Origin of the sequence: Snodgrassella sp. ESL0253 (assembly GCF_013344965.1) — a bacterium.
In the GTDB taxonomy this organism is placed as follows: Bacteria; Pseudomonadota; Gammaproteobacteria; order Burkholderiales; family Neisseriaceae; genus Snodgrassella; species Snodgrassella alvi_B.
Genome location: NZ_JAAEDQ010000002.1, coordinates 135,740 through 156,220, shown reverse-complemented (window position 1 = coordinate 156,220; position 20,481 = coordinate 135,740). Strand labels below are relative to the sequence as shown.

At 46.2% G+C, this 20,481-nt stretch carries 18 protein-coding genes; 13 read left to right on the top strand and 5 right to left on the bottom strand.

Annotated features, from left to right (window positions below):
• Nucleotides 1–132: 132 nt before the first annotated feature.
• Together apbC and GYX26_RS02635 are read right to left on the bottom strand one after the other, a co-directional pair.
• The gene (gene apbC / locus GYX26_RS02640) at nucleotides 133–1,212 is read right to left on the bottom strand and encodes an iron-sulfur cluster carrier protein ApbC (protein WP_174827919.1); all 1,080 of its coding nucleotides are present in this window, start codon (nucleotides 1,210–1,212) and stop codon (nucleotides 133–135) included.
• 88 nt (nucleotides 1,213–1,300) lie between these two features.
• Nucleotides 1,301–1,825 carry a hypothetical protein gene (locus tag GYX26_RS02635; RefSeq protein ID WP_174827918.1) on the bottom strand — a complete coding sequence of 175 codons (525 nt, stop codon included), beginning with the start codon at nucleotides 1,823–1,825 and terminating at the stop codon, nucleotides 1,301–1,303.
• 812 nt (nucleotides 1,826–2,637) lie between these two features.
• Between GYX26_RS02635 and GYX26_RS02630 the strand changes: the two genes are divergently transcribed.
• From GYX26_RS02630 to bfr (GYX26_RS02600), 7 genes are all read left to right on the top strand, one after another.
• Nucleotides 2,638–4,014: an OmpP1/FadL family transporter gene (locus GYX26_RS02630; RefSeq protein ID WP_174827917.1), complete on the top strand. Its 1,377-nt coding sequence runs from the start codon at nucleotides 2,638–2,640 to the stop codon at nucleotides 4,012–4,014.
• A gap of 237 nt (nucleotides 4,015–4,251) precedes the next feature.
• Nucleotides 4,252–5,145 (top strand): SDR family oxidoreductase, encoded by an 894-nt coding sequence (locus GYX26_RS02625; RefSeq protein WP_174827916.1) that lies wholly within the window; start codon nucleotides 4,252–4,254, stop codon nucleotides 5,143–5,145.
• A gap of 531 nt (nucleotides 5,146–5,676) precedes the next feature.
• Entirely contained in the window at nucleotides 5,677–6,684 is a 1,008-nt protein-coding gene (locus tag GYX26_RS02620) for a 3-oxoacyl-[acyl-carrier-protein] synthase III C-terminal domain-containing protein (RefSeq protein ID WP_174827915.1), read from the top strand.
• The gene (locus GYX26_RS02615; protein WP_174827914.1) at nucleotides 6,681–7,700 is read left to right on the top strand and encodes an NAD(P)-dependent oxidoreductase; all 1,020 of its coding nucleotides are present in this window, start codon (nucleotides 6,681–6,683) and stop codon (nucleotides 7,698–7,700) included. The genes GYX26_RS02620 and GYX26_RS02615 overlap by 4 nt, the downstream gene beginning before the upstream one ends.
• The gene (locus GYX26_RS02610; RefSeq protein WP_174827913.1) at nucleotides 7,693–8,499 is read left to right on the top strand and encodes an MBL fold metallo-hydrolase; all 807 of its coding nucleotides are present in this window, start codon (nucleotides 7,693–7,695) and stop codon (nucleotides 8,497–8,499) included. Before GYX26_RS02615 ends, GYX26_RS02610 begins: the two co-directional genes overlap by 8 nt.
• A gap of 901 nt (nucleotides 8,500–9,400) precedes the next feature.
• Nucleotides 9,401–9,865 (top strand): bacterioferritin, encoded by a 465-nt coding sequence (gene bfr / locus GYX26_RS02605; protein WP_100091139.1) that lies wholly within the window; start codon nucleotides 9,401–9,403, stop codon nucleotides 9,863–9,865.
• 10 nt (nucleotides 9,866–9,875) lie between these two features.
• Nucleotides 9,876–10,349 carry a bacterioferritin gene (gene bfr / locus GYX26_RS02600; RefSeq protein ID WP_100091140.1) on the top strand — a complete coding sequence of 158 codons (474 nt, stop codon included), beginning with the start codon at nucleotides 9,876–9,878 and terminating at the stop codon, nucleotides 10,347–10,349.
• Nucleotides 10,350–10,423: 74 nt separating this feature from the next.
• Here bfr (GYX26_RS02600) and cysG read toward each other — a convergent pair whose 3' ends face one another.
• Complete coding sequence (gene cysG / locus GYX26_RS02595) at nucleotides 10,424–11,833, bottom strand: siroheme synthase CysG (protein ID WP_174827912.1); 1,410 nt, start codon at nucleotides 11,831–11,833, stop codon at nucleotides 10,424–10,426.
• A gap of 252 nt (nucleotides 11,834–12,085) precedes the next feature.
• On the opposite strand from cysG, the gene GYX26_RS02590 reads away from it, so the two are divergent.
• The 5 genes from GYX26_RS02590 (at nucleotide 12,086) to GYX26_RS02570 (ending at nucleotide 16,868) form a co-directional block, all read left to right on the top strand.
• A complete protein-coding gene (locus GYX26_RS02590; RefSeq protein WP_370520835.1) occupies nucleotides 12,086–12,814 on the top strand; it encodes a phosphoadenylyl-sulfate reductase in 729 nt (242 codons plus the stop codon).
• A 62-nt stretch (nucleotides 12,815–12,876) separates the two neighbouring features.
• On the top strand, nucleotides 12,877–13,791 hold the full coding sequence (gene cysD / locus GYX26_RS02585; protein ID WP_174828015.1) for a sulfate adenylyltransferase subunit CysD: 915 nt from the start codon (nucleotides 12,877–12,879) through the stop codon (nucleotides 13,789–13,791).
• On the top strand, nucleotides 13,791–14,393 hold the full coding sequence (locus GYX26_RS02580) for an alpha/beta hydrolase (RefSeq protein ID WP_174827910.1): 603 nt from the start codon (nucleotides 13,791–13,793) through the stop codon (nucleotides 14,391–14,393). Before cysD ends, GYX26_RS02580 begins: the two co-directional genes overlap by 1 nt.
• A gap of 7 nt (nucleotides 14,394–14,400) precedes the next feature.
• On the top strand, nucleotides 14,401–15,696 hold the full coding sequence (locus GYX26_RS02575) for a sulfate adenylyltransferase subunit 1 (RefSeq protein WP_174827909.1): 1,296 nt from the start codon (nucleotides 14,401–14,403) through the stop codon (nucleotides 15,694–15,696).
• A gap of 509 nt (nucleotides 15,697–16,205) precedes the next feature.
• Nucleotides 16,206–16,868 carry an XRE family transcriptional regulator gene (locus tag GYX26_RS02570; protein WP_174827908.1) on the top strand — a complete coding sequence of 221 codons (663 nt, stop codon included), beginning with the start codon at nucleotides 16,206–16,208 and terminating at the stop codon, nucleotides 16,866–16,868.
• 155 nt (nucleotides 16,869–17,023) lie between these two features.
• Here the strand turns inward: GYX26_RS02570 and GYX26_RS02565 are convergent, their stop codons facing one another.
• Nucleotides 17,024–17,200, bottom strand: a complete 177-nt coding sequence (locus GYX26_RS02565; RefSeq protein ID WP_174827907.1) for a hypothetical protein — start codon at nucleotides 17,198–17,200, stop codon at nucleotides 17,024–17,026.
• Between the two features lie 299 nt (nucleotides 17,201–17,499).
• On the opposite strand from GYX26_RS02565, the gene GYX26_RS02560 reads away from it, so the two are divergent.
• Entirely contained in the window at nucleotides 17,500–18,174 is a 675-nt protein-coding gene (locus GYX26_RS02560) for a JAB domain-containing protein (RefSeq protein ID WP_174827906.1), read from the top strand.
• A gap of 63 nt (nucleotides 18,175–18,237) precedes the next feature.
• Here GYX26_RS02560 and GYX26_RS02555 read toward each other — a convergent pair whose 3' ends face one another.
• On the bottom strand, nucleotides 18,238–20,367 hold the full coding sequence (locus GYX26_RS02555) for a P-loop NTPase fold protein (RefSeq protein ID WP_174827905.1): 2,130 nt from the start codon (nucleotides 20,365–20,367) through the stop codon (nucleotides 18,238–18,240).
• Nucleotides 20,368–20,481 lie beyond the last annotated feature (114 nt).

Below are 20,481 nucleotides of genomic sequence, written 5' to 3'. Positions count from 1 at the left end.
AACAATGGGTTAATTCGGTGTTGCTGCTTCTGCTATATGACCGGATACGGGTAGGCTGTGTCAACGGTTGTGCGGTCACAACCGTTGTGAATGTTATCGCATGGTTGGGGAATTGTCTCTGTTTGTTCGGGCTTACTCAACCACAATTTTGGGGAAACGCTGGCTATAGTCTTTGCCCTGATCCGCTAGTGCCTGTACCAGCTTCCATGCTGCCTGTTCATACAGGCTGGCGATTTGGGGCTGCTGTTGTGCCAGTATGCAGGCGCTGCCATTATCCATGGCTTCACGTACTGCCAGTGTTAACGGTAGCTGCCCCAGCAGGGGAACGCCGAGTCTGTCCGCCAGTTCTTTACCGCCATTGTGCCCGAAAATCGATTCGGCATGGCCGCATTGAGAACAGATATGCATGGACATGTTTTCGAGCACGCCGAAAATGGGAATATTCACTTTCTGGAACATATTCACAGCTTTGCGGGCATCAATCAGAGCCACATCTTGCGGTGTGGTGACCACTACTGCACCGGTAACCGGAATTTTCTGTGCCAGTGTGAGCTGGATATCGCCGGTACCGGGGGGTAAGTCGATAATCAGGTAATCCACATCGTCCCACTGGCTTTGAAACAATAGCTGCTGTAAAGCCTGACTTACCATCGGGCCGCGCCAGATAACTGCCTGATCGGTATCAACCAGAAAGCCCACTGACATCACCTGAATTTCACCGGCAGCCATCACGGGAATCATTTTGCCGTCATGCTGGCGTGGTTCCTGTGCGGCTACGCCAAGCATGGTAGGCTGGCTGGGGCCGTAAATATCGGCATCAAGTACGCCTACGCGTGCGCCCATACGGCTTAAAGCAACGGCCAGATTGGCGCTGGTGGTGGATTTGCCCACACCGCCTTTGCCTGAAGCTACGGCGATGATGTTTTTAACGCCGGCAATGGTTTGTACGCCGGGCTGTACTTTGTGTTTGCCTATAGCCAGCTGTACCTGTACAAATAAGGGGGTATCGCCAAATTCGGCAGTGATGGCCTGATCGATACGCTGTTGCAGTTCATCAATTAGGTGTGCAACGGGATAGGGAAAGGTGAGGTCAAGATGAATGCCATCGTTGGCGATGGTAACGTTACTCACGGCTTTTTCACTACCCAGGGTACGGCTACTGGCTGGAATGGTGATGCTGTTGAGTAAGGTGGTAATGGATTGTGTGTTCATGTAAGTTTAATCCGCAGCTGTATTTCTGGCGCATATTTTATCCTATATTGGCTTGCGGCCAGCATTTGCTTGAGGCAGTGCCGGGTAATCAGTATGGTGGCTGGGTACCGGCAGGCTGGATGAAATTGTCGGAATCATCTATGTTTTTGTGCTGCCGATGCCGAATCCAGAGTAAACGCAGGCACAGGCAGGCCGGATACAGTAACAGTATCGAAACGATGAGATAACGCAGATTGTGCCATTCGACTACCATCTGGCCATGAGCCAGTGCCCATAATGCCCATAGCCATTGCCACCAGGCGGGCAGACTGAAAGCCAGCACAATCAGCAGGGCGGAGATTCTTACTGGTGTCATTGGCCACAACTGATGCTGCTGCACGGCACGATTCAGTTGTAGCAGGATAGAGAAAGCAAAGCTAAGGGTAAGCACCATGCCGCCATTAGCGATTACCTGTAACCAGCTGAAAGCAATGTCTGGTGATACCGGTAAATTGTTTTGCGACGCTGGCGTTTGTTCTAGTGAGATGCTGGCAACAATATTCAGGATGAAACTGTAAATCAGATCCAGCCATAATAGTAATAGCGGCCAGGTGCGTTTCAGTCGTTGAAACATTGTTGTATAACCATGTAAACCGATAATAATGTGACAGTGTAACCATTGGTGCTGGCTGCTGTAAATGGCTGTCAGGCAGATGATTATGGTAAAAATGGCCGATATTGCGGTTGGGTTGTTGTGCTTGCGGTCTGCAACTGGGAAATATGCATGTATGCATGCCGGAATAGTTTATTGTATTTGTTGTTATAAAATGCCAAAGTGGCTGTATAAAAAATAATTAATGATTGCAAAGTCGGGCAAATACAGGGTTGGTGCGGTGATGAGGTTTTGATGTATGGCTGTACTTAGCTTTTGTGCCATTATTTTCTGGCTGTATTTATGTTTTGGGTATTTATGCCCTGTCTGTTGATTGGCAGTTGCTGCTGGCAAAGAATATCTGAGCTGCAATTTGTGCTGGGCAGATATGTTTCATGTTCGGGCTGGAAAAATCAGTTTATTGTTATTTGATTTTATATGTTTTTGAGTTGCAGGGCATTGTGCTGGTCTTAATCTTTTGAGTATAATTTGATGCTTGTGTATATTGTTGAAAATTATTGATTTTTATTTATGCTGGTGCGGTTGTAAACTGAATTTTTATGCTCTTTGGGTGAAAAATAATTGTATTTAGATATGGCGAATTTAATTTAATTGAAAAATTGTAAGGATGCTAAACGGCAATTTTGTTATTTTTGAGTTAGAATAAACACTCAAATTTAGCTGATTTTCAGTTTTTCTGAATATTTTTATTTATTTTCAGACCTTTAATTAAGGTCTTTTTTTATTTTCTGCCTTTGAGAAAAAACACAATGACAAGACGTTTGCCAGCTGTGATGAAAATAAGCGCTGTATTTATCAGTGCTGCAACGATTATTTCTCCTGTATATGCTTCTGGATATCATTTGGGTTTACAGTCTGTAACCGCGGTAGCTGCCGGTAATGCTGCGGCCGCTGAGGCTGCGGATGCGGCAACTATTGTGAATAACCCGGCCGGACTGGTGAATCTGGATGGTACACAGATTGAGACTAATTTATTTGTAATTAAACCCGATATTGAATATCGTCATGCCCGTGGTACGTTTGCGGATGGCTCTGCTGTGCAGGGGCCTGAGCGTGACAATATTGCTAATACGGCACAATTGGTGCCGCAATTGTATTTTTCCCATCGTCTGAATGATAAATGGGGCATGGGGCTGGGGGTGTATATTCCGTATGCGGCCAGAACCAATGACAGTTCCGATTCGGTGCTGCGCTATAACGTGAATAAAACCAATGTGAAGGCGCTGGATATTAATCCGGCTATTGCCTATAAAATCAATGACCGACACTCGGTTGGTGTCGGGCTGATTGCGCAGTACCTGCATGCGGAAGTACAGAAATATGCCGATTTTGCGCCGGTGGGCAGTGCACAGTCTGGCATTCCGCAGGCTGTATTACATCAGAAAGCACCGGGCGCATTTGATGCGCGTGCCACGGTGAAAGGCAATGACTGGGGCTATGGCTTCAATGCTGGCTGGCTGTGGGATATTAATGATGATGTGCGAGTAGGTGTTAGCTATCGTTCCAAGATTAAGCAGCATCTGCACGGTACCGCACGCTGGAAGCCAATGGGCAGCTATGCGCAAAACTATGCACCGCTGTTTGAGCAGTTTGGCTTTAAGGCTCTGGAAGGTGCGCAGGTACAAATTACCACGCCGGAAGTGATGTCGCTACATGGTATGTGGAAAGTGAATCCGCAGTGGAATGTGTTTGGTAATGTGAGCTGGACGCGTTCTTCGCGTCTGCATCAGCTGGATATTAATTTTGAGCACGACAAAGCGATTGATCCGGTACATGGGGCTACTTCGAATACCACGCATATTACTACTAATTGGCGTGATACCTATGCGGTGGGTGTAGGGGCTTCTTATCAGCAGAATCCGCGTCTACAGTGGCGCTTCGGGGTAAATTATGACCAGTCACCGGTGCGCAGCTCGGCTACGCGGCTGTCTACTATTCCTGACGGGAATCGCTGGCTGTTTGGTGCTGGTGCCAAATATGATGTAAATAAAAACGATACTGTGGCCGTGTCGTATGCTTATCTGCATATTCAGCAGACGCATATGAACCAGCAGGATCAAGGTATGCATGTTTCAAGCAATGTACGCGGTGAGGCGGATTACCGTTCACATGCACATATTGCTGGTATTTCGTATACGCATCGTTTCTGAGGTTTGTCCGGGCGGGCTGCTTATGCTGGATATGGATAATTATGTTTAGTATTCAGCCTGCTCTGGTTATTTTTTGTCATAATTTGTATAAAAATATCCAAGCCATTGAGATTAATAAATTTTAACTACAATATTGACATAAATTACAGGGGATTTTCTTTGCTCGCATCATAATCTGTCGTATGATGGTTTTGCTGTTCCATCTGGATAAAGCATTGTTAAACATGGAGATGTATTATGAATCATCAAGAAGGTTTACAAGATCCAAGAACCAAGTACTACCATCAGGATTTTTCTAAACAGTATCAGCCTGCCCCGGGCCTGCAAAGCAGGATGGATCCGGTACCGGATTGTGGCGAAAAAAGCTATGAAGGTCATGGCCGTTTGAGCGGACGCAAGATTCTGGTCACCGGTGCCGATTCGGGTATTGGGCGCGCTACAGCGATTGCCTACGCCCGCGAAGGCGCGGATCTGGCAATTAATTATTTGCCGGCTGAAGAGGAAGACGCTAAACAGGTTGCAGCTCTGATACAGGAAGCTGGCCGTAAAGTGGTGTGTATTCCCGGTGATTTGAGTGATGAGCATTTCTGCAAACAGCTAGTTGAAAAAGCGCATACCGAGCTGGGCGGACTGGATGGTTTGACTTTGGTTGCCGGCAAACAGACCGCAGTAGAGCGTTTCTGTGATATCAGTACGGAACAGTTGAAAAAAACATTTGAGATTAATGTATTTTCCTTGTTCTGGGTAATTCAGGCTGCTATGCCTCATTTACCTGCTGGTGCGACCATTGTTACCACCAGTTCTGTACAAGCCTTTGAGCCTAGTCCTAATCTGGTGGATTATGCTGCAACTAAAGCCGCGATTGTGGCCTTTACTCAGGCACTGGCCAAACAGGTGGCCGAAAAAGGTATCCGGGTAAATTCTGTGGCACCGGGCCCCGTCTGGACTCCACTGGAAATTACCGGTGGCCAGCCTACTGAAGCCATTCCGAAATTTGGCCAGAGTGAATCTGTACTTGGTCGCGCTGGTCAGCCTGCTGAACTTGCACCTACCTATGTTTTCTTGATGTCTAATGAAGCCAGCTATGTGACAGCTCAGGTATACGGGGTTACTGGCGGTATCGTGCTGTAAGGCAATAACTCGTCTGTAATCTAAATCAATCCGTACTGGAACTTTCTTTCCGTACTGGCTGTGTGCCAGCCGGAGAAATAAGTTCCAGTGCGGATTTTTTGATTTCTAATGACTAATGTAACTGGTTATTTTTATCCATGAATTAATTTATATGTAAACCCCTGTTTGAGATAGGTGTTATATAGGTTAATTTATGTTTCATGTTGTTAATTTGATACACATATTATTGTAGTTAAAGATAATTTTTTCAGAAAATTATTTCTTTGAAATATATTTTATTCAGGTTTGTCATAAAGTGCTGACTGACTAAAGATGCCGGATAGTGTGAAGTTTAGCTTAAAATTAAAAATGCCAATGGGTTTATTTATCTGTATGGGATTAAATTTGCTGTGATGAATTGATTAGAATAATCAGCTTCTTGGTTGATACTTGTGCTATATCAAAGTTTGTGCAAAAAATTATGTATACGCTAAATAATGTTGATTTTTATTATTTATTTTCAAGATGACTGTTAATGTACAGGAGAAGCGGATGGCGGCACAAAATTCAGTACGCGCAATTACACCATTAAAAATTCTTTCTACAGGTGCTGCTGTACCGGCACGATGTGTAACATCTGCTGAGATGGACAAGCGTTTTAACAAGCCTGATGGTTATGTACAGCGACGTTCCGGTATCGAGCACCGTTTTCATATTACTGACGATGTCGGTCAGGCACAGTTGGCTGTCGAGGCATTGAACGATGCGCTGCAACGCCAGCAGATTGCGCCGGAATCTATTGATTTGCTGATTTCTGCTTCGGCAATTGGTATTCAGGTATTACCGTATACTGCCGCGCATATTCTGAAAGTGAGCAACTTACCGCAGAATATTGCCTGTTTCGATATCAATAATACTTGTGTTAGTTTTATGACTGCGCTGGAAATGGCGGCCTGTCTGCTTAATCAGGGTGTGTACCGGCGCATTGCTATTGTTTCTGCCGATCTGCCTTCGCGCGGTCTTAACTGGGATGATGAGGAGTCTGCACTGATTTTTGGTGATGGTGCAGCTTGTGCAATTGTGGAAAAAGGCGATGGCAGCAGTGGTATTCTGTCGTTTTTGCTGGAAACCTATCCTGAGGGGCTCGAGTTGTGTGAGGTGCGTTGTGGTGGCACGCGACGCAATCTGCGAGTAGGGATGGACGACAGTGATTTTCTGTTTGATATGAAAGGCAAGCAATTATTCAGACTAGCCACCACGCTGATTGAGAGCTTTGCCGAGCGTCTGTTGCAGCAAGCCGGTTTGACTATGCCACAAGTAGATTGTGTGCTGATGCATCAGGCCAGCCATTTGGCGATTAAACACATTTGCAAGCAGCTACGTATCAGGCCGGATCAGTATGTGAATATTTACCGTTATCGCGGTAATCAGGTGGCGGCCTCTATTCCTACGGTAATGCATGAAGCATGGACAACAGGAAGGGTACATGCGGGCAAACCGTTGATGTTGTTTGGTACTGCTGCCGGACTGACACTTGGGGGTATGGTGCTGTTGCCATGAAAATACTGGTCACTGGTGCCACCAGTGGACTAGGGCGCAATGCGGCGGAATATCTATTACAGCAGGGACATCAAGTTCATGCCACCGGCCGCAATCAGGCGGCTGCGCAATGGCTGCACCAGTATCAGGCGCCATTTACTGCGCTTGATCTGGAGCAGGCCGGTGTCGAACAGTGTGTACAGTTAATGCAGGGCTGTGACGCCGTCTGGCATTGTGCTGCCAAGTCCTCTGCATGGGGGAGCTGGGCGGAATTCTATCAGGCCAACGTACTGGCCACACGCAAGTTGGCACAGGCTGCCGGAACAGCAGGAGTGGCGCGCTTTGTGCATATTTCCACACCATCGGTGTATTTTGATTACCGACCGCTTTATCAGCTTACCGAAGAACATCGTGCCAAGCGCTTTGCGAACTTCTATGCCGCCACTAAATATGCTGCCGAGCAGGAAATATTAGAATTATTACCCCGTTTTCCGGCAACAAGCTATATCATTCTGCGTCCGCGTGCCCTGTTTGGGCCGCATGACCGCGTGATTATGCCGTGGTTTCTGACCCAGTTGCAGGCCGGACGACAGCAATTACGTCTGCCCGGGGGCGGCAAAGTACTGTTAGACCTGACCTTTGTGCTGAATGTGGTGCAAGCGATGATGCTGGCTACTACTACAGCCGGGCTGGCTTCGGGGCGAATTTACAATATTACCAATCAGCAGCCACGGCAGCTGGTGGATGTGTTACACCAGTTGCTGACGGAGCAGTTGGGCTGGCATTATCAGATACGTTCTGTGCCCTATCCGCTTGTTTATGGTGTGGCCACGCTGTTGGAAAAAGTAGCGAAACTGACGGGCAAAGAGCCCTTATGGACGCGTTATGGAGTCGGTGCGCTGTATTACGATATGACGCTGGATAACAGCCGTGCCATTAGCGAACTGGGTTATCAGCCACAGTACAACCTAACGCAAGCAGTTGAGATAACAGCGCAGTGGCTGCGTCAGCAGGGCATGGCGGCCAAACATGGCTGAAATTCTGAGTCTTGATAGCGGGTACTGTACCCATTTGGGTTGCGTTGTTCTGCGTGGCGCACCTGTACGCAAATGTAAATTCCCGTCCCGCGCCTATCTGTTGAGCGCACATGGGCGGCACTGGTTGTGGGATACTGGCTATGCCAGCTATTTTGATGACTATACCAGAAAGGGCATATATCACCTCTACCGCTGGGTAACGCCTACCTATTTCAGCCCGCAGCAGACGATACTGGCGCAGTTGCAGCAGTTGGGTTTGGGGGCAGCAGATATAACGGCGATACTGATATCACATTTTCATGCCGACCATATTGCCGGTTTACGCGATTTCAGCAATTGTCGCATGATTTGTTCGGGTGAAGGCTGGCAGCAGTTGCGGCAGTTGCGCGGAATAGCGGCGTTAAGGCAGGCTTTTGTGCCCGGGCTGATACCAGATGGTTTTGAAAGCCAAATTCAGTTTGTGGAAACATTTCCGGTGCAGGCACTACCCGCCCAACTGGCGCCATTTCAATATGGCTATGCCTTGCCGGAAAGTGAGGGGGAAATTGTGATTGTGCCGCTGCCCGGTCATGCCGCCGGCCAGCTTGGCGCTTTTGTGGCCACAGATAATGGCTGGGCGCTGCTGGCCAGTGATGCAGCCTGGTCGCACCTGAATTATCAGCAGATGCGGCTACCGCTGAAACTGGCTAATCTGATTATGGATAATCCGCGTGCCTATGTAACTACCCTGCAAGCCTTACAACAATTACATCAGGGTGGTGCAGCCACCATTCACTTGAGTCATGAAGGGGAGGTATGAGTGCATTAATAACTTTGTGGTATTACTGGCGCCTCCGCGTATTTTGTCAGCCAGCAGCAGTACGCATACGCGACTAAATCTGCTCCCCTAAGCTGGGTAAGCTGAAGCATATCGTTGCAGAATATATTTTATTGGCCTATTTGCAGGCACCAGTTGTAGCTATCTGTACCACTGGTGCCCATTACATTTATACCAACAATAAATACCACAAAAAATATATGCATTGGCGGATATGGCATGAACAGGCAATAAATGCAAATGGTTATATTTTCTCTGGCATAACTTCATTATGACTATGTAATAATTTGGTTGTACAAGTATCTGTATAATAGTTAAATAAAGTTAATTTATATAAATGTTTTCTAATTTGGCTGGCTCAGGCAGGCCTGCTGATAGATTTTAATAAATGATGAGAACCATTATTATTCTAATGCTATGTTTTTGTTGAATATTTAAGTTAATTTTTGAATTTTTAGATGAATAATTATGAAAATTAGTTTTATTTAGATTAAAAATAGTGATGAAATTTAATGTTATGATAAGTTCAAATGGTTGTATTGATTATTGTACTGAAAATATTGCGTAATTAATACAACTGTTTAGCGGGGGATGGGATGGCAGATTAATTTAAGCCTGCAATTGACGGCTGCACAAAATACAGCGGCAAACTATTTATCCCCATTGGATACAGTACGGTGATGCAAATGTATGCTTAATCTACTGATAGGCTTAGTATACGCAGCACAGGTACGAAAACAACAGCATAAATTAATGCTATTTAAATGGTTTATCTGGTGATGACGGTTTCAGGGTCAGGCTGGATTGTTGATGACTGTTTAATAATTAATCAAAGCTGTCTGGCTATGCCAACAGAACAGCTTTGAGCAAAAAGGAAGCAAATATGGAAGGTAAAAAAGTTGTACTGGATTGTTTAAACCGCTTACTGGCAGGAGAGCTAGCCGCACGTGACCAGTATTTTGCGCACTCACGTATGTATGAAGATATGGGCTATATGCAGCTTTTTCAGCGCATAGACCATGAGATGCAGGAAGAAACCGACCACGCACACCAGTTTATCCACCGTATTCTGATGCTCAACGGCAAGCCAAACATGGTGCCGGATGCAGTCAATGTTGGTACCGATGTAGTGAGCATGTTGCAAAATGATCTGGCTACCGAGCTGAGTGTGCGCCAGAACCTGAAAGATGCAATTAAACTATGTGAACAGGAACAAGACTATGTCACCCGGCAATTTCTGGTGGCGCAGTTGAAAGATACCGAAGAAGACCATGCCCACTGGCTGGAACAGCAATTACGCCAGATTGAAGTAATGGGTTTGCCAAACTATCTGCAAAACCAGTTGTAAGGAGAAAAATATGCAGGGTGACCGTTTGGCCTTACAGGCACTGAATAAAAATCTGGGTTTGCTACTGGTATCCATCAATCAGTATTTTTTACATGCAAGAATTTTACGCAACTGGGGCTTTGCCGAGCTAGGCGAAGTGCTGTACAAACATTCCATTCGCGACATGAAAAGTGCCGATGCACTGATTGAACGCATACTGCTGCTGGAAGGACTGCCCAACTTGCAGGAATATGGCAAGATTCTGGTGGGTGAAAACATCACCGAGATTTTACAGTGTGACCAGCAGGCGGAACAGGCCAAGCATATCGCGCTGGCCGATGCGATTGCCGTGTGTGAAAACCAGCTTGATTTTGTGTCACGCGATTTGCTTGAACAGCAAAAAGCAGTAAATGAAGAATATCTCGACTGGCTGGGCACACAGCTAGACCTGATTGAAGAAATTGGCTTGGCCAATTATGCCCAGACAGCAGCACGGGCAGACTGATACAGATTATGCAGAAAACAACAACAGCACGTCTGCGCACGTGCTGTTTTTTTATGGCAGCAAGCACATCATGGCTAAGCTGCTGCCTCGTCGGCGACAGAATCGCCCTGTGGCTGAAACCACGCCAGTTGCTGCCGCAACCGTACCACCTCCCCAATAACCATCAGCGCCGGTGTGGCCGCCTGTTGAGCCAGTACCGCCAGTTGATGCAGTTCACCGGTTAATACACATTGATTGGCCTGAGTGCCATGCGAAATAATCGCTACCGGCGTACTGCCCGCCCGCCCGTGGGCAATTAACTGCCGGCTGATTTCCGCCGCTTGCAGCGTTCCCATATAAATCACCAGTGTTTGCCGTGCACAGGCCAGCGTCTGCCAGCCGTATGTCTGGCTGCCCAATTGCTGGTGGCCGGTAACGAACAAAACACTCTGGGCATAATCGCGATGCGTGAGTGGAATACCGGCATAGGCAGTGGCTCCCAAACCGGCACTGATGCCGGGAATAATACGAAAAGGAATGCCAGCCGCTTGCAATACCGCGCATTCCTCACCGCCACGGCCAAAGACAAACGGATCACCGCCTTTGAGGCGTACCACACGTTTACCCTGCTGTGCCCACTCTACCAGCAGCTCATTGGTTTGCTGCTGTTGCACCTGATGGCGTCCGCAGCGTTTGCCCACACTGATTTTTAAAGCATCGCGACGCACCAGCGCCAGCACTTCTGCCGATACCAGTGCATCGTATAACACCACATCCGCTGCCTGCATGGCTTGCAAAGCATGTAAAGTTAGCAGGCCGGCATCGCCTGGGCCGGCACCCACCAACGCCACTTCACCCTGCGGCAGCGGCTGGTGCTGAGTCAACTGTTGCTGCAACAGCGTTTCTGCCACAGCTTCATCGCCGCTGGCAATATACTGGCTAAAGCGGCTGTGCTGAAACAACTGCTCCCAGAAACGCCGCCGCTCACTGAGGCTGCGTAAGGCAGTTTTCACCTGTTTGCGCCAGCGTCCGGCTACCGCAGCCACCCGTCCCAGAGAGAAAGGCAGCAACACTTCAATCTGCTGGCGAATCAGGCGCGCCAGCACCGGCGCGTGGCCGCCGCTGCTCACCGCTACCTGTATCGGGCTGCGGTCAATCAGTGCCGGCACAATAAAAGAACAGCAGGCCGGCTGGTCGACACAGTTGCAAAATGTTGCCGCCGCTTCGGCCGCCTGAAAAATACGCCGATTCAGCGCATGGTCACTGGTGGCTGCAACCACCAGAAACACACCATTCAATAAATCGGGGCTGAACTCCGTACCAATGTATTCGGCCTGTTGTGCCGCAAACCACTCTGCAAACTGAGCAGTGGTTTGCTGCGCAACCACCTGTAGCCGTGCGCCGGCCTGTAACAGCGCGCTGGCCTTGCGTTCGGCCACCAGACCGCCGCCTACCAGTAATACCTTGCGCTGGTGTAAATGAGTAAATATCGGGTAGTGATTCATACTGGCTTATCGTTGTATTTAGCATGCCATCTTATAAGCACCAGTGCCCGCCTGAAAAAGAAGCAATTTTTCTAACCAAAGCGTTGGCAGTTATATCTGCCATCGCCATGCACAGACTGGGGATTTGGTTATAAAGAAAGAAATTTTTATTCTTTCCTTGCCGCTGCCTGCGCTTGCTACTATCCGTGTGATTCAGACAGTAATCTGCTTAAACAGTTGCAGTCATTAACAAATTATACATTCAGGATAGTCATAACCATGTTGCGCCCCCGCCTGTGGACACCACCGCATGATGCGGCCGCCACCAAACGCCTGCCGGCCTTAACCGCCCAGTTGCAGACACGTTTACAGCAGATTGTACGGCAGCATCAGCATATTAAATTTGCCTCCAGTCTGGCGGTTGAAGACATGGTCATCACCGATGTCATTGTGCGCGAGCAGCTACCAATTGAAGTATTTACCCTCAATACCGGCGCACTCAATAACGAAACACAGAACCTGCTGCGTGCCGCCTATGAGCATTGGGGTATCCGCATTGCCGAATACCGGCCGGATGAAGACGCTGTTGATGCCTATGTAGCCGCCCATGGCAAACAGGCTTTTTATGACAGCGTTGCCCTGCGGCGTGAATGCTGCCATATCCGCAAAATCGAACCGCTTGGCCGCGCCCTGAACAAGGCCGATGCATGGATAACCGGACAGCGGCGGGAGCAATCAACTACGCGCACAGCGTTAGCACTGGCGGAGCAGGATAAAGCGCATGGCATCGCCAAATACAATCCACTGGCCGACTGGCTGGAAACCGAAGTATGGGCGTATGCCCGGATGCAGCAGTTGCCAGTAAACCAGCTGTACCAGCAAGGCTATCCAAGCATTGGCTGTGAGCCCTGTACCCGTCCCGTAAAAGCCGGAGAAGACATTCGTGCCGGACGCTGGTGGTGGGAAAGTCAGGATAGCAAAGAATGTGGTTTGCACAAATAGGCAGAAATCAACCCAGCGTTGCAGGCATGGCCGACATGCTTGGCAGCCATAACGGAAACATCATGAGTATTCAAGACAAACATCTGGACTGGCTGGAAGCCGAATCGATTTACATCATCCGCGAAGTAGTGGCCGAAGCGCGCAATCCGGCGTTACTGTTTTCCGGCGGCAAAGATTCAGTAGTACTGCTGGCACTGGCCGTCAAAGCATTTCAGATTCCCGGACACAGCCTGCAATTACCGCTGACACTGGTACATATAGATACCGGACACAACTACCCAGAAGTCATCGCTTTTCGCGATGCCACCGTACAACAGTTGGGCGCACGGCTGATTGTTGGCAGCGTAGAAGATTCTATCCGCCGCGGCAGCGTTACCCTGCGCCGTGCTACCGATTCACGCAATGCCGCACAGGCCATCACCCTGCTGGAAACCATCGAAGCCAATGGCTTTGATGCACTAATGGGCGGCGCGCGGCGGGATGAGGAAAAAGCCCGCGCCAAAGAACGGATTTTCTCCTTTCGCGATGAATTTGGGCAGTGGGATCCCAAAAACCAGCGGCCGGAATTATGGGATTTATACAATACCCACCTGCACCCAGGCGAGAACATGCGCGTATTCCCGATTTCCAACTGGACAGAACTCGATATCTGGCAATACATCGCGCGCGAACAGCTTGCCTTGCCACCGATTTACTATGCACACCAGCGAGAAGTCGTAGAACGCGGCAATATGCTGGTACCAGTAACCGAGCTGACACCCAAAAAAGAAAACGAAGTGAGCGTAATCCGCAGCGTACGCTTCCGTACCGTAGGCGATATTTCCTGCACCTGCCCCGTAGCCAGCGTAGCGGCCACCGCAGCAGAAATCATAGCCGAAACCGCACAAACCACCATCTCCGAGCGCAACGCCACCCGCATGGATGATCAAGTATCAGAAGCAGCGATGGAAGAACGCAAGAAAGCAGGTTATTTCTGATGGCCAATACACCCACCACAGCACCGCCACACATATTTATCGTACACGGCTTTCAAAGTAGCCCGCATGATAACTGGTTTGACTGGCTGGCCACACAGGCACGCGCCGCCGGTAACACCGTAACCCAGCCGGCCATGCCCACACCAGACTATCCACAGGCCGCAGAGTGGCAGCAGACACTGGATGAAATTATCGGCCAGCCCCAAGCAAACACCTTTCTGATTGGCCACAGCCTTGGCGTCATCACCTTGCTGCACTTTCTCAGCCGGCACCGGCCGGCACAGCTGGGCGGGCTCATACTGGCGGCCGGCTTTGCCACCCAACTGCCCGAATTAAAAATACTGGATGACTATATCCATGCCAGCCAGCCCGATTTCACCGTTTTGCAGCACATCAGCATGAAGGTACACAGCATTATTTCCACCAATGACCCCTATGTTCCCGAAGCCGCCAGCAGCACCATCGCCCATGCATTGCATAGCAGCATCGATTATGTACCGTCTGGCGGCCACCTAATGGCCGAAGACGGATTCAGCGAATTACCACCCGTCTGGCAGAGCCTGCAACAGATGCTGGCGCAGGCAGCAACCCCACAGAAGTGAGACACCGATGAGCACCGATTCCGTATTGCGTTTTATAACTGCCGGCAGCGTGGATGATGGCAAATCTACCCTGATAGGGCGTCTACTATTTGACAGCCAGTCATTACTGGCCGATCAGGTGGCCGCGCTGTATCACGGCAAACACAAACGTACCGCCGATGGCGTCCCCGATTTTGCCCAGCTCACCGACGGGCTGGCCGCCGAGCGCGAGCAGGGCATAACCATCGACGTAGCCTACCGTTATTTTGCCACCCCGGCACGCAAATTCATCATTGCCGACACCCCCGGGCATGAACAATACACCCGCAATATGGTAACCGGAGCCTCAACCGCCGATGCCGCCATTATCCTGATAGATGCCACCCGGCTGGATTACAGCGAACACACACCGGCCTTATTACCACAAACCCGGCGCCACAGTGCCATCCTCAAACTGCTCGGAACAGCACACATCATCGTGGCCGTAAACAAACTGGATTTACTCGACTACAGCGAAGAAAAATTCAACGCCATCAAACGTGCCTATAACAAACTGGCTACCGCACTGGATTTGCACAATATTAACTACGTACCCATCTCCGCCCTCAATGGCGACAACATCGTAACCGCCAGCGCGCATATGCCGTGGTATCAGGGGCAGCCATTGTTACAACTGCTGGAAAGCCTGCCCGTGGCCAACCGCAACAGCCAGCTCTTGGCCGCACCGGCACTATTTCCAGTACAGCGCGTTGCGCGGCTGGATGGCAGCAGTGCCGATGATTTTCGCGGGTATCAGGGGCGGCTGGAACAGGGCTGCCTGCGCGTGGGCGACCCCGTGCGCATCGAACCGGCCGGCCAGACCAGCACCATTGCCGCCATATATACACCGGCCGGTCAGGTAGAGCAGGCACAGGCAGGTACCGTGCTCACCATAGTACTGGCTGATGATATAGATGTATCACGCGGCGACAGCATCGTTGCCGCAGACAGCACATTGCAGCCAGCCAAAAATCTCAGCGCTTCAATATGCTGGTTTGACAGCAAGCCATTGAATTGCGCCCGACGCTACTGGCTCAAACATAGCACACAGACCGTTTATACCAAAATCAGGCAGGTTGATTACCTGCTGGATGTACAAAGCCTGAATCACCGCCAAGACAGCGACAGCATACAACTGAATGATATCGGCCGCATACAGCTCAGCGTGCAGAAACCAATAGTAGCCACTACCTACCAAGCCAATCCGGCTACCGGTGCCTTTATCCTGATTGACGAAACCACCAATCACACCGTAGCCGCCGGCATGATTGCCTCACTGGCCTAAAACCGCACTCAAGTGCGTGTCTGTAGCCTGAAAAATCCGGCGCAGATAATTAACCGTCTCACATACACTGCCAGCCTCACTTCACACTGGCAGTATATGGTTATTCATTATTAACCACAGCAGCATTTACAGATGCTGGCAGCTAGCTATAGATTAAAACAGATATGAAGAATACATACCACGTAAACATTTATTTAAAGATTATTCACAGCACAGGCCTTAGAAGTAAGTATAAATGCATCAGTATAAACTGTGTATGTAAACAACACATAAGAATAATGTGTGAACATTAATCGAATATAGGTTATATTGCTATAACCAGTATGTGTTGTATAAATCCAATTGCAGGTTAACAACCTAAGACTATCGTAGATATGTAAATAACGTAAATATTACAAAGAATAACCAGAAAAATTGTCAAATCACATGTTGACAGTAACTATTTTTGTAAACAAAACATAACACCAATTAAGTTAACATTCTATTGTCTTTTAATCGGGAAATAACAGATGTTAAGTGATCGCATTAAACAGGCTCGGCAGCGTATTGGCCTGTCACAACAACAAATCGCCGATAAAATGGGCGTTTCCAAAACCGCCGTATTCAAGTGGGAATGCGGCCATTACGAACCTAAGAATCTCGATATACTTGCCAACATATTGAGTGTCAATTTAGCGTGGCTACGAGAAGGTCGAGGCAAACCGTTTCCGACACAGACTACCGGCGTGCCTGCTGTAATTAACATTGCCCCGTACAATCAGGATGAAACACAGGTATGCCTGTATCCATCGATTGAAATGGCCGGTTATGCACATTCAAAACAGCCATACGGACAGCATTGCAAAAAATTCAGCCTGAGTACCGAGCTTCTGGCGCGTAAAAAAATCAGCCCCGAAATGGTGGTGTGCTTTCCAGTGAGAGATAACAGCATGGATCCCATCATTCCGCACGGAACAATTTTTGCCGTAGATTTAAACCGTACCAATATAATTGACGGCAATCTGTATCTGATTAAACAGAATCACCAGTATCGCATCAGAAAACTGTATTCCATGCCTTACGATGAAGTACGCCTACATGCCTATAACAAAGAAGAGTATCAGGATGAATACGTATCGGTTAAACATATAGTTATAGTTGGCCGCGTATTCTATTATGCCGTAGGACTGTAAAACAGCTTTAGTATCACATGCCATTGCAGCCAGCCAGACACTGATAGAAATTAATGCACGCAGCTAATTCTATCGGGTATGGCTGGCTAAACCGGCTATAGCCAAGCTCATCATACCGAAACCGCTTATAACCTAAACCATTTTCCTGATGGAAATCACCCCATAAAACAGCAGAAACTCAAAGTCAGAAATCCTCCCCACAGCTCCAGTAAACATCTGATAGCGGATATATCCAGCGCGCCGTATTTTCCTGCCATTGATAAAAACAGAATCAGCCATGCCATATATACGGCAAAGGATATCCGCATGATAAAGCGCAGCAGAAGCAACATTTAAAAACCATTAAAACAACATAGATACACAAGAACAATTCACCATCACACTTGAAACACAACAGGCCTTTACAGCTTGTATCTAATGGTATAATCATAAACAATAGCATGTATAGTCAAGTTATCTGCCGCTCGCTGGTTTTAGCAAACCATCACCGCTTAACTTTATTGTTTAAAAGAGTATTGCCAGCCCAAATCAAACATTCTTTATCAACATGAATTATCGGTGTAGATTAACTACTGCTTAGCACATACAGAATACGTTATATTATTTTTAAGTTATTTTACATAGGGATAAGATGGATATTAAACTGACCAAAAATGACAAACGCTATATCCAGAACACAGACGACGTATACAGCATCATGCAGCGCGTATTATTGCGTGAAAACAAAATTGACCAAGAAAAAGAACATTTCTGGATCATCGGCATGAATCTGCGCGGTTATATCCTGTATATCGAACTGATTGCGCTCGGCACCTATAAAGCAGTCAACATCGAGCCCATGAACGTGTTTCGCGTAGCCGTAATGAAAAACGCTTCACGCGTGATTATCGTACATAACCATCCATCCGGCTCGCTAACCCCTTCTGAGGACGATAAAGACACCACCGACCGCTTAATTCAGGTTGCCCGCATTTTAAATATCGAGCTTACCGACCACCTGATTATCACCCCCAGAAGCTACATCAGCTTTCGCACCATCAGACTGATGGAAGAGCTCGAACAAAGCCTTAAATATGTACCGCCTTACCAAGTGGTTGAACGGATACGCAAAGAAGAGAAGAAAATCGCCAAAGAACAACTGGCAGTTGAAAAGAGCAAGACTAAAGCTGAAAGAGAAAAACGAGAAAAACTTATGCGGGCAACGGTAACTGCTTTATTAGATAAAGGCGTACCAACTGAAGATATTGCCAAGATTTTAGAAATCACGCCTAAAGCGATGGAAAGACTGATTAATAAAACAGAATGATGTAACAACAAATAAAATGGTAAACCGCAAGTCAGCTTGCGGCTTTATTATTTATTCCAGTGATTAACCCTTTTCAGGATGATGATATAGCCACAAAAATTGTCGTATAAGCAGCTCCCCTGCATTTGGATGTTCTTTCCGAGGATTTTTTGGAAAATCATCTGGTATATCAAGCAAATGAGAAAAATTATCTTCAATGCTTTTAATAAAAGCAGACACATCTATTTTTTCAGTTAAACTATTATAATACTGTCTTTTAAAATCAACCTTATGTTTACCTGCCTCATCCCATACCGTTGGCGTATATGCGGTAAGCAAACGTACAATGGCCATTGGGTCTTGAGTAATTAATGGCATAACATAATCATTAACACATTGATTGTTTACATACTTATGTAATATATTAAAGATATCAAATAAAACCCTAGAATAATTTATAGTGATATCTTCACCTTGAGCTATATGTTTTTCTATAATATTTCTACCTAAATATCTGCCAAATTGATTGATACATTCTTCTGAAAAGTATTTTTTTTCTGGTCTTTCTTTATCCTCTATATTAAGCCAGTAGAAAAGTGTTACCTTGAACGCAAGAGAAGAAGCACTATCAATACATGTATAAATTAATTCTGCTCTTTTATCTTTTTCAACATTTTGGATTAAATCACTTGATAAAATAGCGGATTGACCTAACGTTGTTAGCCAAAAGTCTATTCTTTCAGGATCAGGCATTAATTCACTTTTTTGGGCTATTGCAATTGTTAATGGATAAGAAATGTCACTTGGAATATTTTTGGCTTTATTTGTCAACTTTTGAATAATATTGCCCGCATTATCAGTATCTATTAAATCATTTAATGGATTTTCATTTTCATTAAAAGGAGGGTGCCAAGACGCTAAATTTGATAATAAAGAAGATATAGCCGAATCAGCAACATCGCCAGTTGGAATTGAATACAAAAAGTATCTTGAAAAATAATTTTTTGAACAGATACGTTGAGCCTTATTCCATTTTGAAAAATGATGTAAACTATAATGTTCTTTGTTATATACTTGATTTAATTTGGGAAATAATTGTTTTAATAAGTTGATAATATTTTCTTTATTAATATTCTGTTGTAAATCAAGTGCGGTATTAATAATATCTTCTATTTGCTTTTTTACTGATTCAGTATTTTCTTGCTGAAATATTCCCGTAAAAAATTCCTTATGCTTTCTAATGGCTTCATATAAAGATGGATAAAAAATTCTAACGCCCTCAATAAGCATTAAATCAACAGGATTAACTTCTCCTTTTAATAGAGGAAGAGAAAATAACAACGTATTACCATAGAGTTTAGCTCTACGAGGCGTACGTAATTGTTCATCAAAGCCAATAAAACATCGCTGAAACTCTTGAGATTGTTGATCAGTAAGCTTAATATCAGCCACTATTAAAGCACTATTGATATCATTAAAACAAAATTGTTGTAAAACTTCCTTATCCACTGCGGGTAAATGTAAGGGTATTTGGATGATTTTCTCTAGAAATGCTTCACCTGCATTATGATTAGCACCCGTATATCTCTCTTGTAATGATGAAGCCACAATATCTTTATCAAAGGCTAAAATATAGGCTGTATATTTAAAATCAGCGATTAATTTAACAATCTTAAATAATAATTGGATTTCTGCCTTATCCAATCTATCCACATCATCAATCAAAATAAGAACTCGTTTTTTGGCTTTTTCTAATGCAGCTTCAATTCTCTTTTTCAATTCATCTGTATCAACTTTTTTGATGAAGTGGCTAATTATATTACCCAGCCAGCCCAAATTTATAGCTTCTCCAGCATGTGGCGCTAAGTTTTTTACTAAATCCTTAAAATAATCACCCCTTCTAATTAATTCGGTATCTAATGCCTCCGCAATGGTAAAAAAGAACCCTTTTAATAAATCATCTTCAGTACCATAACGCCATGGATTAAACTTGATGCAAATAACTTTTTCTTCAGATTTGAGGGATTGCTGTATAAAGTTTAGAACGGAAGTTTTTCCATCTCCCCATACTCCATATAGCCCAATCACAAGACCACTTGGATCCTCTCTTCTCGCAATCACTTGTCCAACTCTTTCTGCAAATTTCCATCGAGAAAATTTATCTTCTTCTTTTGACGAAAGCGGAGCATCAGCAGAAAAATGTTGATTGGTCATATTGGTATCACCTCCATAATTGTTTGATGGGTTAACTATAATTATTCTTAACTTAACTTATTTTAGTCATTTTTAAATTATATATATTGCTTTAATTTAATTGAAATACCAGAT